This window comes from Bradyrhizobium sp. CCBAU 51745 (assembly GCF_028128715.1).
Classification (GTDB): Bacteria; Pseudomonadota; Alphaproteobacteria; order Rhizobiales; family Xanthobacteraceae; genus Bradyrhizobium; species Bradyrhizobium manausense.
Genome location: NZ_LBJP01000083.1, coordinates 135195 through 148006 on the forward strand (window position 1 = coordinate 135195; position 12812 = coordinate 148006).

Genomic DNA, 12812 nt, shown 5'->3' on the forward strand with positions numbered 1-12812 from the left:
ATCAATCAAGGAACATTAACAGGAAAACCCACGCGCACTTGAATTCCGGGCGTTTGCGGGGGTAGCAAGGCTGAAAGCTCAGGCGGCGTCGGCGTGCCGCCCGCCGATGTGATGATCGATTCGGCCGTATTTGACAGGATTGCGATGACCATCCGCTCCAGCCTCACGATCGTGCTCGCCGCCGGCGAGGGCACGCGCATGCGATCGAACCTGCCGAAAGTGCTGCATTCCGTCGCTCACCAGTCGTTACTCGCCCATGTGCTTGGCGCCGCTCCGCAGGGAACCGGCACAGCGCTTGCGGTCGTGATCGGCCCCGATCATCAGGCGGTCGCGGACGAGGCCAAGCGTATCCGCCCCGATGCGCTCATCTTCGTGCAGGCCGAGCGGCTCGGCACGGCGCATGCGGTGCTGGCGGCGCGAAAGGCGATTGCGCGCGGCGTGGATGACGTCCTGATCGCCTTCGGTGATACGCCACTGATCTCGGCCGAGACCTTTGCGCGGCTGCGCGCGCCGCTTGCCGGCGGGGCCGCGATCGCCGCGCTCGGCTTCCGCGCCAAGGATCCAACAGGCTACGGACGCTTCATCGTCGAGGGCAATCGCCTGGTGGCGATCCGCGAGCATGCCGATGCCAGCACTGATGAGCGCAAGATCGATCTGTGCAATGCCGGGGTGATGGCGATCGACGGCCGCCGCGCGCTCGCGATCCTCGACAGAATAGGCAATGCGAATTCCAAGGGCGAGTATTATCTACCCGATGCGGTCGGCGTGACCAACGACAATGGATGGGAGTCCGTGGTGATCGAAACCAGCGAGGACGAAGTGCGCGGCATCAACACCAAGGCCCAGCTTGCGGAAGCGGAGGGCGTGATGCAGACGCGGCTGCGCAAGGCCGCGATGGATGCGGGCGTGACGCTGATCGCCCCCGAAACTGTCTTTCTCGCCGCCGACACCGTGTTCGGCAAGGACGTCACCATCGAGCCGTTCGTGGTGATCGGCCCCGGCGTCTCGATCGCCGACGGCACCGTGATCCATTCCTTCTCGCATATCGTCGAGACCACGCTCGGCAAGAAGGTTTCGGTCGGGCCCTATGCGCGGCTCAGGCCCGGCACGTCGCTCGGCGACGGCGCGCGGATCGGCAATTTCGTGGAGACCAAGGCGGCGACGCTCGAGGCCGGCGTCAAGGTCAACCATCTTTCCTACATTGGCGATGCCACCGTCGGTGCCGCCTCCAACATCGGCGCCGGCACCATCACCTGCAACTATGATGGCTTCAAGAAGCACAAGACGGTGATCGGACAGGGCGCCTTCGTCGGCACCAATTCCTCGCTGGTCGCCCCGGTCAAGATCGGCAACGGCGCCTATATCGGCTCGGGTTCTGTGATCACGAAAGATGTGCCTGACGATGCGATGGCGCTCGAGCGCAGCCAGCAGACCATCAGGGAAGGCGGCGCGGCGCGCTATCGCGAGATGAAGAGCGGCGGGAAGAAGGCTGAAAAATAAGACGCGTTATTCGTCGTCGGCGAATTCGGAAAAGATCGCGCGCGTCAGGCGCCAGCCGCGCGGCTTGGCGCGCTTGATCGGCTCGCCTTCGGGATGCTTGATGAAGACAGGCTTGCTTTCCTTGCCGCGCTGGGGCGGCGGCCAATGCGCTAGGTGCGTGCCGGAGGTCTCACTGGCACGAATATACAGCGATGACCGGCCTTTGCGGTCGGACGTGGTGGCTTTCATGGCCTTGATCTCCTGGGCGGGAATCGTTGGCCAAACTTCTTGACGTCGGGTTAATGTGCGAGGTTAAAAGCCGGTCACATCGATACGGGACCCGGGATTGCCGTCAGCGGACGCTTGTCGCAATCGGTCATAATTGTTGAGTATCTGGTTCCTTAGGAACTTGGCTAAAAACCGAACGCGTCGTTTAGGCGATTTTTCGACGATTTGGGGGATATTGATCCGCATGTGCGGGATTGTCGGCATTCTCGGGCGCGAGCCGGTTGCGGAGCAATTGGTGGATTCGCTCAAACGTCTCGAATATCGCGGCTACGATTCCGCGGGCGTCGCCACGCTCGAAGGCAAGCACCTCGCGCGCCGCCGCGCCGAGGGCAAGCTGAAGAACCTGGAGAAGCGGCTGGAAGCTGAGCCGCTTCTGGGCACCACCGGCATCGGTCACACCCGCTGGGCCACCCACGGCAAGCCGACCGTCAACAATGCCCATCCGCATGCGACCGATCGCGTCGCGGTCGTGCATAACGGCATCATCGAGAATTTCCGCGAGCTGCGCGAGGAACTCGAGACGAAGGGCACGGTGTTCCACACCGAGACCGACACCGAGATCGTGCTGCACCTCGTCGACGATCTCCTGACGCGCGGCAGCAAGCCGGTGGAAGCAGTCAAGCTGACGCTGGCGCGCTTGCGCGGCGCCTTCGCGCTCGGCTTCATCTTCGCCGGCGACGACGACCTCATGATCGGCGCCCGCAACGGGCCGCCGCTCGCGATCGGCTATGGCGACGGCGAGATGTATCTTGGCTCGGATGCGATCGCGCTCGGCCCGTTCACCGACACGATCAGCTATCTCGAGGATGGCGACTGGGTGGTGCTGACCCGCAAGAGCGCCACGATCTTCGACAAGGACGGCAAGGCCGTCGAACGCGACAAGATCAAGCACGCCGCCTCGACCTCGCTGGTCGACAAGGCCAACTACCGCCATTTCATGGCGAAGGAGATCCACGAGCAGCCGGAAGTGGTCGGCCACACGCTGGCGCGCTATGTCGACATGGCGACCGAGCGCGTCTCGCTGCCGGTCAAGCTGCCGTTCGACTTCAAGGATATCCAGCGCATCAACATCACGGCCTGCGGCACCGCGAGCTATGCCGGCATCGTCGCCAAATACTGGTTCGAGCGCTTTGCGCGCCTGCCGGTCGAGGTCGATGTCGCCTCCGAGTTCCGCTACCGCGAAGCGCCGCTGCGGAAGGGCGATCTAGCGATCTTCATCTCGCAATCCGGCGAGACCGCCGACACGTTGGCGGCGCTGCGCTACGCCAAGGCGGAGGGCGCGCACACCATCGGCATCGTCAACGTGCCGACCTCGACCATCGCGCGCGAGAGCGAGACCGTGCTGCAGACGCTGGCCGGCCCCGAGATCGGCGTCGCCTCGACCAAGGCCTTCACCTGCCAGCTCATGGTGCTGGCAAACCTCGCCATTGCCGCGGGCAAAGCGCGCGGCGTATTGTCCGATGAGGACGAAACCAGGCTCGTTCACGGCCTCGTCGAGATCCCGCGTCTGATGTCGGATGCGCTCACCAATGAGGTTCAGATCGAGAAGCTCGCGCACCGGATCGCAAAATCCCGGGACGTGCTCTATCTCGGTCGGGGCACCAGCTTCCCGCTGGCGCTCGAAGGCGCGCTGAAACTGAAGGAAATCTCCTACATCCACGCCGAGGGCTATGCCGCCGGAGAGCTCAAGCACGGCCCGATCGCGCTGATCGACGAGACCATGCCTGTTGTCGTCATCGCGCCCTACGATCGCGTGTTCGAGAAGACCGTCTCCAACATGCAGGAGGTCGCCGCCCGCGGCGGCAACATCATCCTGATGACGGACGCCAAGGGTGCGGCGGAAGCGACGGTGAATTCGCTCGTCACCATCGTCTTGCCCGACATGGCCGCGGCCTTCACTCCGATGGTCTACGCCGTTCCGGTCCAGCTGCTGGCCTATCATACGGCTGTGGTGATGGGCACCGACGTCGATCAGCCGCGCAACCTCGCGAAATCGGTGACCGTGGAATAGGCAGAAGGGATCACGTCGCACTCTTCCAAAACCTGCTAGAAGCCCCTAGCTTGGACGAAGCGACCGACCTGGAACCCGAATGACCCCCCGCGACGACGCGCCTGCGCCACTTGATCCCATCCCGGAACCGCATACCGGCCTGATGGGCCGTTTTCGCAATTATTTCCTGACCGGGCTGATCGTCACCGGTCCGATTGCAATCACGCTGTATCTGGTCTGGTGGTTCGTCACCTGGGTCGACGGCGTGGTGCGACCCTTCGTGCCGCAGGCCTACCGGCCGGAAACCTATCTTCCTTACGGCGTTCCCGGCTGGGGACTGATTGTCGCATTCTTCACGCTGACGCTGGTCGGCTTCCTCGCGGCGAACCTGATCGGCCGCACGCTGGTCGATGTCGGCGAGACTTTCCTCGGCCGGATCCCGGCCGTGCGCGCCATCTATCGCGGCCTGAAGCAGGTGTTCGAGACGCTGTTCTCGGGCAAGGGTTCGAGCTTCCGCAAAGTGGGCCTGGTCGAGTTTCCTTCGCCCGGCATGTGGTCGATCGTGCTGATCTCGCAATCGCCGAACGAAGAGATCTCGCGCAGCCTGCCAGGGCAGGACGAACATGTCTCGGTGTTTCTGCCGTGCTCGCCGAACCCGACCACCGGATTCTTCTTCTACGTGCCCAAGAGCAAGATCATCGAGGTCGACCTCACCGCCGAGGATGCCGCAACGCTGATCATGTCCGCCGGCGTGGTGCAGCCCGGCTCGGCACCCGACCCGAAGAAGGCCGCCGCGCTCGCGGGCATGGCCAATGCCGCGCGCATTGCCAATGCCTCCACGCTCCAGCCTGAGCCTGCGAAGGCGGAGTAGGGCTATTCCCCGGCGGGATGGCCTGCGGTCACGCTGGCGTTCGCGTCCTCTGCTATTGTTCCGGTCGGACCGAGCGCAGCGCTCGGACGTCGAACTGGAGTGCCCCCGATGCCAACGACCATTGCGATCCTCGCGCCCGGGGCCATGGGCAGCGCGGTGGCCCGTCGCCTGAGCGAGAACGGCGCGCGCGTGCTGACGTCTTTGAAGGGACGCAGCGAGGCGACGCTGAAGCGCGCGGCGGATGCCGGCATGATCGGCGCCGAGGACGATGCGATCGCGGATGCCGATATCATTCTCTCGATCGTGCCGCCGGGCGAGGCGGAGAGGCTGGCGGAGCGGCTGGCCGCATTGATTGTGAAGCGCGACAAGAAGCCGGTCGTGGTCGACTGCAACGCCGTCAATGTCGACACGGTGAAGCGGATCGAGGAGATCATCGGCTCGGCGCAGGCGCCCTTCGTCGATGGCGGCATCATCGGCTTCCCGCCGCAGCCGGGCGGCAAGAGCCCCGCCTTCTACATGTCCGGCGAGCACGCCAGGGATCTCGCCGTGCTCAAGGATTTCGGGCTCGACATCCGCATCGTCGAAGGTCCGGTGGGTGCTGCCTCTGCGCTAAAAATGTCCTATGCTGGCATCGTCAAGGGCCTCGCCGGCATCGGCTCGGCCATGGTGATCGCGGCGACCAAGGCGGGGGCCGCCGATGCACTGCACGACGAGCTCGCGCTCAGCCAGCCCGCGATCCTGGCCCGGCTCGAGGTCGCGCTGCCCGACATGATCCCGAAGGCCTATCGCTGGGTCGCGGAGATGCAAGAGATATCGGGCTTCCTCGGGCCCGATCATCCGGCGAGCCAGATCTACGAAGGCTTTGCCAGATGGTTCGAGCATCTGGCCGCCGATGCCAAAGGCGAGGCAGTCGATGCGTCGCTCCTGAAGGCGTTCGCGACCGGTGCTGCAAAGAAGGCCTGATCTTCACTTGTTCGGCGGCCAAAGCTTTGGCCTGCCGGGAACATGGCACAGGAGTTCAGATGAGAGTGCTGGTGATCGGCGCAGGAGCGCTCGGCGGCTATTACGGAGCTTGCCTGGTCCGAGCGGGCGCCGACGTGACCTTTCTGGTGCGGGCCGGGCGCGCCGAGCAATTGCGGCGGGATGGATTGCGGATCAAAAGCCCGCACGGCGACTTTGCCGTGCAGCCGAAGATCCTGATGGCGAACGAGCTCAGCGAGCCCTTCGACGTCGTGCTCCTCGGCGTGAAGGCCTATTCGCTCGACGACGCCATGAGCCAGTTTGCCCCGGCCGTTGGCCCGAGCACGATGATACTGCCGATCCTGAACGGGCTGAAACACATCGACGCCCTGACGGCGCGGTTCGGTGCTGAGCCCGTTCTCGGTGGGCTCGCCAATGTCAGCGCCGGGCTCGATGTGGATGGCCGTGTCGTTCAGTTCATGGCCAATCAGACCATCGTCTTCGGGGAAACCGAGGGTTCGCTGAGTGAGCGCACGCTTGCCCTGGAGAAGCTGTTCCAGGTCCCTGGGATCGACGTGCGCGCCAGCGAAGCGATCATGCAGGACATGTGGGAGAAGTTCGTCCAGCTCTCGACGCTCGCCGGCATTACCTGCCTGATGCGCGCCAGCATCGGCGACATCCTGGCTGTGCCGAACGGCGAGCAATCGATCTTCCGCCTGTTCGCGGAATGCTGCACTGTTGCGACCGCCTCGGGTTTCGAGCCGCGCGCCCCGTTCATCGAGTTTGACCGAAAACTGTTCACGACCCTGGACTCGCCGCTCAAGGCTTCGATGCTGCGCGACATCGAGCGCGGCTCGATTACCGAGTCCGAGCATATCCTGGGTGATATGGCCAACCGGGCCCGCAAGCTGAATGTCGACACGCCGCTGCTGGATCTGGCGCGAGCGCATGTGGCGGCCTATGAAGTCGGGCGGCGGCGAGCGGCGAGCTAACCCGCCCCGATCAGCGGGATCGCCTCGTCCCGCTCGTAGAGATACAGCAGGCAGCGCAGCGCTTCGCCGCGCTCGCCCTTCAGTTTCGGATCGTCCTTCATGATGCGCAGCGCCTCGTCTCTCGCCTGCGTGATGAGCTGGCCGTGCACCTCCGAGCGCGCGATGCGGTAGCCGGGCAGGCCGCTCTGGCGGACGCCCAGCACGTCGCCTTCGCCGCGGAGTTTCAGGTCCTCCTCGGCGATGCGAAAGCCGTCGGTGGTCTCACGGATCACTTTCAGCCGCGCCTTCGACATTTCGCCGAGCGGCTCGCTGTAAAGCAAAATGCAGGTCGAGGCCTCCGAGCCGCGGCCGATGCGGCCGCGCAGCTGGTGCAGCTGGGCGAGGCCAAAGCGCTCGGCATTCTCGATCACCATGATGGTGGCGGCCGGCACGTCGACTCCAACCTCGACGGTGGTCGCGACCAGAAGGCCGATCTCGTGGGCTGCGAACTGGCCCATGACACGATCCTTCTCGGTGCCTTTCATCTGGCCATGAACCAGACCGACACGATCGCCGAAACGCTTTTGCAGGCTGTCGAAACGTTTCGTTGCGTTGGTGAGATGCTCGGTGCCCTCTGCCTCGGATTCCTCGACGAGCGGGCAGATCCAGTAGACCAGCTTACCGGAGTCGAGCGCGCGGCCGACGCCATCCATGACCTCACCGAGCCGGCTCATGGCGACCGCGCGGGTGTCGATCGGCTGGCGGCCGGCGGGTTTTTCGCGGAGCTCGCTGATGTCCATGTCGCCGAAATAGGTGAGGACCAGCGTGCGCGGGATCGGCGTTGCGCTCAGCACGAGAACGTCGACGGCTTCGCCCTTTGACGTCAGCGCCAACCGCTCGCGGACGCCAAAGCGGTGCTGCTCGTCGACGATGGCGAGGGCCAGACCATGGAAGACGACGTCGTCTTGGATCAGCGCATGGGTGCCGACGAGCAGATCAATCTCGCCCTCGGCGAGCTGGGTGATGATCTCGCGCCGCTCCTTGCCTTTTTCGCGGCCGGTGAGGATCGCCACCCGCATGCCGGCGCGCTCGGCCAGCGGTGCAATGGTCTTGATGTGCTGGCGCGCGAGAATTTCCGTCGGGGCCATCAACGCGGCCTGCTTGCCGACCTCGGCAACGGCCGCGGCGGCCAGCAGCGCCACCACCGTCTTGCCCGAGCCGACGTCGCCCTGGAGCAGACGCAGCATGCGCACGGGCTGCTTCAGGTCGTCGGCGATGGCCGCGGCGGCATTGCGCTGGGAAGGTGTCAACGCGTAGGGCAGGGCGTCGATGATCTTGTTGCGCAGATGCCCATCGCCGGCGTTGCGCACGCCGGCAGGCCGCCGCAACTGCGCACGGATCAGAGCGAGCGCGAGCTGGCCGGCCAGCAACTCGTCGAAGGCCAGGCGCGACCAGAAGCGCTGATCGGGCAGGATGTCCGTCAACTCGACCGGTTGGTGCACGCGATGGAGCGCTTCGGTCACAGGCGGGAAATTGCAGCGGCGCAGCACATCCGGGCTGATCCATTCCGGCAAGGCCGGAAGCTTCTGCAAGGCCTGCGCAATGGCGCGGCGGAGCGAGCCGAGCGCGAGACCCTCGGTGAGCGGATAGACGGGATCGATCCCGGAGAGTTTTGCGATCGCTTCCTCGTCCAGCACGCGGTCGGGATGGACGATCTGCGGGATGCCGTCATACATCTGCAGCGTGCCGGAGACGTAGCGCTTTTCGCCCACGGGCAGCAGCTTTTCGACATAGCCGGGCTTGGCACGGAAGAACGTCAGCACGACGTCGCCGGTATCGTCGCTGGCGTAGACGAGATACGGCGCGCGCGCATTGCGCGGCGGAGGCGGGCGGTGGCGCTCGACGGTGACCTCCAGCGTCACCATGGTTCCAACGCTGGCGTCGCGGATCTTCGGCCGCGCCCGGCGGTCGATGACCTGGCTCGGCAGATGCAGGAGCAGGTCGACCAGCCGCGGCGTCTCGCTCCGGCTGAGCAGATATTGCAGCAGCTTGTCCTGCTTCGGACCGACGCCGGGCAGGCTGGTCACGGGAGCAAACAGCGGATTGAGCAGGCTGGGGCGCATTCTCGCAACATTCGTCATGCGCGGGCTTGACCCGCGCATCCATCTTTCAATGACGATGGATTGCCGGGTCAAGCCCGGCAATGACGGTCTCCAAACAATTGCAATAACAAAGGGCTGACACAGCCAGTTCCAATGGCTATATCACCCCGGCCCGGCACGTCCGGGCTTTCGGCGTTTGACTGGATTTGAGACATGACGGGAACGACACGATCGAGCGACGGGCTGGACGATCGCCGCAAGCGGCTTCTGTTCCGCTGCTGGCACCGCGGCACGCGCGAGATGGACCTGATCCTCGGCCGCTTCGCGGATGCCGAGATCGGCAACCTCACGGACGAGGAGCTGACCGAGCTCGAGACCCTGCTCGAGGTCAACGATCCCGATCTCTATGCCGCCATCACCGGTGACAAGCTGCTGCCAGAAGATGTCACCGGCGCGCTGTTCGCCCGCATCAAGGCCTATCCGATCGCGGACGGCAATTTATGAAGCAAGGAATGAAATCACCGGCCGAGCTGCTTACGCCCGGCCGCGCGCTGACGCTTGCCAACGTCGCCGAGGGGGCCGAAGGCCTTATCGTCTCCGATCTGGCGCGCGCGATCGCGGCACGGCCGAAGCAGCCGGCTGTCAGCCTCGCGGTGGTCTGCCGCGACGGCGGGCGGATGCAGCAGCTCGAACGCGCGCTGCAATTCTTCGCGCCCGACCTGCCGGTGCTGACCTTTCCGGCCTGGGACTGCCAGCCCTATGACCGCGTCTCGCCGCACGGCGGCATTCTGGCGCAGCGCCTGACCACGCTGGCCCGGCTCGCCGCGCTCACCGGCAGCGACAAGCCGCTGATCGTGCTGACAACGGTGAACGCCGTCGTGCAGCGCGTGCCCGCGCGCGAGCTGGTTGCGGCGCAGGCGCTGTCGGTTGCGCCTGGCAACGTCGTGCCGATGGACACCATCGTCGCCTGGCTCGAGCACAATGGCTACGTCAGGTCGTCCACCGTGCGCGAGCCCGGCGAATATGCCGTGCGCGGCGGCATCCTCGATCTGTTTCCGGCCGGTCTCGAGCAGCCTGTTCGCTTCGACTTCTTCGGCGACAGCCTGGAATCGATCCGTTCGTTCGACGCCGAGACGCAGCGCACGCTGCTCGACATGCGTTCGCTCGATCTGGTGCCGATCTCGGAATTCCAGCTCGTCACCGACACGATCCGCCGCTTCCGCATGGGCTATGTCGCCGAATTCGGCGCGCCCGAGCGCGATGATGCGCTGTATGAAGCGGTCAGCGAAGGCCGCCGCCATCCCGGCATGGAGCACTGGCTGCCGCTGTTCCAGGACCGGATGGATACGCTGTTCGACTATCTGCAAGGTGCCGCCGTCGCGATCGAGCCGCAGGCCGAGGACGCCGTCCGCGAGCGCTTCAAGCAGATCCAGGACTATTACGAGGCGCGCCGCGATGCGATGGAGCATCCGGGCGGGGGCGCCATCTACAAGCCGCTGCCGCCTGATAGGCTCTATCTGACCGAGGAGGAATGGGGCAAGCGCGAACGCGATATCCCGCTGATCCGGCTGACCGCATTCTCGGTGCCGGCCGACGGCACCAGCGTCGTGGATGCCGGCGCGCGCAAGGGCCGCGATTTTGCGCCTGAACGTAACGACTCCAAGGTCAACGTTTTCGAGTCCGTCGTCGCGCATGTGATGGCCTTGCAGGCCCAGCGCAAGAAGGTCGTGATCGCGCTGTGGAGCGAAGGCTCGCGCGACCGCATGACCTCGATGCTGCGCGACCACAAGCTGACCCACACCACCAGCGTCAATTCCTGGCGCACGGTGCAGGCGACGCCGCGCAACGAGACCATGCTCGCCGTGCTTGGCCTCGAGAGCGGCTTCGAGACAGACGAGATCGCCGTCATCAGCGAGCAGGACATTCTGGGCGACCGCCTGGTGCGGCCGCGCAAGGCCAGCCGCAAGCTCGACAATTTCATCTCGGAAGTCACGAGCCTCACCGCCGGCGACATCGTCGTCCACGTCGACCACGGCATTGGCCGCTTCATCGGCTTGCAGACGCTGGATGTCGCCGGCGCGCCGCATGATTGTCTCGAGCTGCATTATGCCGCCGAGACAAAGCTGTTCTTGCCGGTCGAGAACATCGAGCTCTTGTCACGCTACGGCTCCGACCAGACCGATGTCGAGCTCGACCGCCTCGGTGGTTCCGGCTGGCAGACCCGCAAGGCGAAGCTCAAGAACCGCATCCGCGAGATCGCGGGCGAGCTGATCAAGATCGCAGCCGCGCGCCATCTGCACGAGGCGCCGAAGCTGCCGGTGCAGCAGGGCCTCTATGACGAGTTCTGCGCGCGCTTCCCCTATGACGAGACCGAGGACCAGCTTGGCGCTATCGAATCCACCCTCAAGGATCTCGAGCTCGGCCGTCCGATGGACCGGTTGATCTGCGGCGACGTCGGCTTCGGCAAGACCGAGGTTGCTTTGCGCGCGGCGTTCGCCGTCGCACTCGAGGGCAAGCAGGTCGCGGTCGTGGTGCCGACCACGCTGTTGGCGCGCCAGCACGCCAAGACCTTCACCGAGCGCTTCAAGGGCTTTCCGGTGAACGTGGCGCAGGCCTCGCGCCTGATCCCGGCCAAGGAGCTGAACCAGGTCAAGAAGGGCATTGCAGACGGCTCCGTCGACATCGTCGTCGGCACCCATGCGCTGCTCGGCAAGGCGATCAAGTTCCGCGACCTCGGCCTCGTCATCGTCGACGAGGAGCAGCATTTCGGCGTCACCCACAAGGAGCGGCTGAAGGCGCTGCGTTCCGAGGTGCACGTGCTGACGCTGTCGGCAACCCCGATTCCGCGCACGCTGCAGCTGGCGCTCACCGGCGTGCGCGAGCTCTCGATCATCGCTTCGCCGCCGGTCGATCGCCTTGCGGTGCGTACCTTCGTTGCTCCGCACGATCCATTGATGATCCGCGAGGCGCTGCTGCGCGAGCGTTATCGCGGCGGCCAGGCGTTCTACGTCGTGCCGCGCATCGACGATCTCGCCGAGGTCAAGGACTTCCTCGACAAGAACGTGCCGGAGATGAAGGTCGCGGTCGCGCACGGCCAGATGCCGCCCGCCGTGATCGAGGACATCATGACCGCGTTCTACGATGGCAAGTTCGACATCCTGCTGTCGACCACGATCGTCGAATCCGGCCTCGACATTCCCAACGCCAACACGCTGATCGTGCATCGCGCCGACATGTTCGGCCTTGCCCAGCTCTACCAGCTGCGCGGCCGCGTCGGCCGCTCCAAGCTGCGGGCCTATGCGCTGTTCACGCTGCCGTCGCAGCAGAAGATCACCGCGCAGGCCGAGCGCCGCCTCACCGTGCTGCAGTCGCTGGAGACATTGGGCGCCGGCTTCCAGCTCGCTTCGCACGACCTTGATATCCGCGGCGCCGGCAATTTGCTCGGCGAGGAGCAGTCCGGCCACATCAAGGAGGTCGGCTTCGAGCTTTACCAGTCGATGCTGGAGGAGGCGATCGTCAACCTCAAGGCCGGCGTGTCCGAGCCCGCCGCCGACCGGTGGTCGCCGACCATCACCATCGGCATGCCCGTGCTCATTCCGGAGGACTATGTCGGCGATCTCTCGGTGCGGCTGTCGCTCTATCGGCGCCTCGCCGATCTCGACAGCGAGGAGGAGATCGAGAATTTTGGCGCCGAAATGCGCGATCGTTTCGGCGTGCTGCCGGACGAGGTGCGCTATCTCTTCAAGGTTGCCGCGATCAAGGCGTTCTGCCGAAACGCCAATGTCGAGAAGATCGATGCTGGCCCGAAGGGCGCCGTCATCACCTTCCGCGACAATTCCTTCGCCTATCCCGATCGCCTGGTGTCGTTCATCAAGAGCCACGGCCAGGCCGCCAAGGTACGGCCCGACATGAAGGTGGTGTTCCTGCAGGATTGGGAGACACCGGAAGAGCGGCTTGCCGGCACGACGGAAATCATGCGGCAATTGGCGCAGCTCGCGACGAGCAAGAAGGCGGCGTAGCGTCCGTAGTATTGCGGAGGCGGCGCACCAGGATACAGGCTGCGCCGCGCCAAGCCTGAAAACAGTGACATAGGGCCACTTGCGGAATGACGAAGCAGCCGCCAGATTCCGAATTCGCTAACTGAGTCCTGC

Annotated in this window: 9 protein-coding genes; 7 read left to right on the forward strand and 2 right to left on the reverse strand. The window is 65.0% G+C overall.

Annotation, left to right across the window (positions count from 1 at the left end; all coding sequences use genetic code 11):
- The first annotated feature begins 144 nt into the window (after positions 1 to 144).
- Positions 145 to 1500, forward strand: a complete 1356-nt coding sequence (glmU, locus tag XH98_RS24375) for a bifunctional UDP-N-acetylglucosamine diphosphorylase/glucosamine-1-phosphate N-acetyltransferase GlmU (RefSeq protein ID WP_271601322.1) — start codon at positions 145 to 147, stop codon at positions 1498 to 1500.
- Between the two features lie 6 nt (positions 1501 to 1506).
- On the opposite strand, the gene XH98_RS24380 is transcribed toward glmU, so the two are convergent.
- The gene (locus tag XH98_RS24380) at positions 1507 to 1728 is read right to left on the reverse strand and encodes a hypothetical protein (RefSeq protein WP_057755420.1); all 222 of its coding nucleotides are present in this window, start codon (positions 1726 to 1728) and stop codon (positions 1507 to 1509) included.
- Positions 1729 to 1951: 223 nt separating this feature from the next.
- On the opposite strand from XH98_RS24380, the gene glmS reads away from it, so the two are divergent.
- From glmS to panE, 4 genes are all read left to right on the forward strand, one after another.
- Complete coding sequence (gene glmS / locus XH98_RS24385; protein WP_271620152.1) at positions 1952 to 3778, forward strand: glutamine--fructose-6-phosphate transaminase (isomerizing); 1827 nt, start codon at positions 1952 to 1954, stop codon at positions 3776 to 3778.
- Positions 3779 to 3857: 79 nt separating this feature from the next.
- Positions 3858 to 4628 (forward strand): DUF502 domain-containing protein, encoded by a 771-nt coding sequence (locus XH98_RS24390; RefSeq protein WP_271601242.1) that lies wholly within the window; start codon positions 3858 to 3860, stop codon positions 4626 to 4628.
- A gap of 108 nt (positions 4629 to 4736) precedes the next feature.
- Positions 4737 to 5591, forward strand: a complete 855-nt coding sequence (locus XH98_RS24395) for an NAD(P)-dependent oxidoreductase (protein WP_271601243.1) — start codon at positions 4737 to 4739, stop codon at positions 5589 to 5591.
- Positions 5592 to 5650: 59 nt separating this feature from the next.
- Positions 5651 to 6580 (forward strand): 2-dehydropantoate 2-reductase, encoded by a 930-nt coding sequence (gene panE, locus XH98_RS24400; protein ID WP_271620153.1) that lies wholly within the window; start codon positions 5651 to 5653, stop codon positions 6578 to 6580.
- On the opposite strand, the gene recG is transcribed toward panE, so the two are convergent.
- Positions 6577 to 8682 carry an ATP-dependent DNA helicase RecG gene (gene recG, locus XH98_RS24405; RefSeq protein ID WP_271620154.1) on the reverse strand — a complete coding sequence of 702 codons (2106 nt, stop codon included), beginning with the start codon at positions 8680 to 8682 and terminating at the stop codon, positions 6577 to 6579. The two genes, panE and recG, sit on opposite strands and share 4 nt — an antisense overlap.
- Before the next feature lie 192 nt (positions 8683 to 8874).
- Here recG and XH98_RS24410 point away from each other — a divergent pair, with 192 nt between their 5' ends.
- Entirely contained in the window at positions 8875 to 9165 is a 291-nt protein-coding gene (locus XH98_RS24410; RefSeq protein WP_271601246.1) for an FAD assembly factor SdhE, read from the forward strand.
- Complete coding sequence (mfd, locus tag XH98_RS24415) at positions 9162 to 12680, forward strand: transcription-repair coupling factor (RefSeq protein WP_271620155.1); 3519 nt, start codon at positions 9162 to 9164, stop codon at positions 12678 to 12680. Before XH98_RS24410 ends, mfd begins: the two co-directional genes overlap by 4 nt.
- Positions 12681 to 12812 lie beyond the last annotated feature (132 nt).

Coding starts and splice junctions, on each gene's coding strand:
- glmU (WP_271601322.1), top strand. CDS start 145: ATGACCATCCGCTCCAGCCTCACGATCGTGCTCGCCGCCGGCGAGGGC.
- XH98_RS24380 (WP_057755420.1), bottom strand. CDS start 1,728: ATGAAAGCCACCACGTCCGACCGCAAAGGCCGGTCATCGCTGTATATT.
- glmS (WP_271620152.1), top strand. CDS start 1,952: ATGTGCGGGATTGTCGGCATTCTCGGGCGCGAGCCGGTTGCGGAGCAA.
- XH98_RS24390 (WP_271601242.1), top strand. CDS start 3,858: ATGACCCCCCGCGACGACGCGCCTGCGCCACTTGATCCCATCCCGGAA.
- XH98_RS24395 (WP_271601243.1), top strand. CDS start 4,737: ATGCCAACGACCATTGCGATCCTCGCGCCCGGGGCCATGGGCAGCGCG.
- panE (WP_271620153.1), top strand. CDS start 5,651: ATGAGAGTGCTGGTGATCGGCGCAGGAGCGCTCGGCGGCTATTACGGA.
- recG (WP_271620154.1), bottom strand. CDS start 8,682: ATGCGCCCCAGCCTGCTCAATCCGCTGTTTGCTCCCGTGACCAGCCTG.
- XH98_RS24410 (WP_271601246.1), top strand. CDS start 8,875: ATGACGGGAACGACACGATCGAGCGACGGGCTGGACGATCGCCGCAAG.
- mfd (WP_271620155.1), top strand. CDS start 9,162: ATGAAGCAAGGAATGAAATCACCGGCCGAGCTGCTTACGCCCGGCCGC.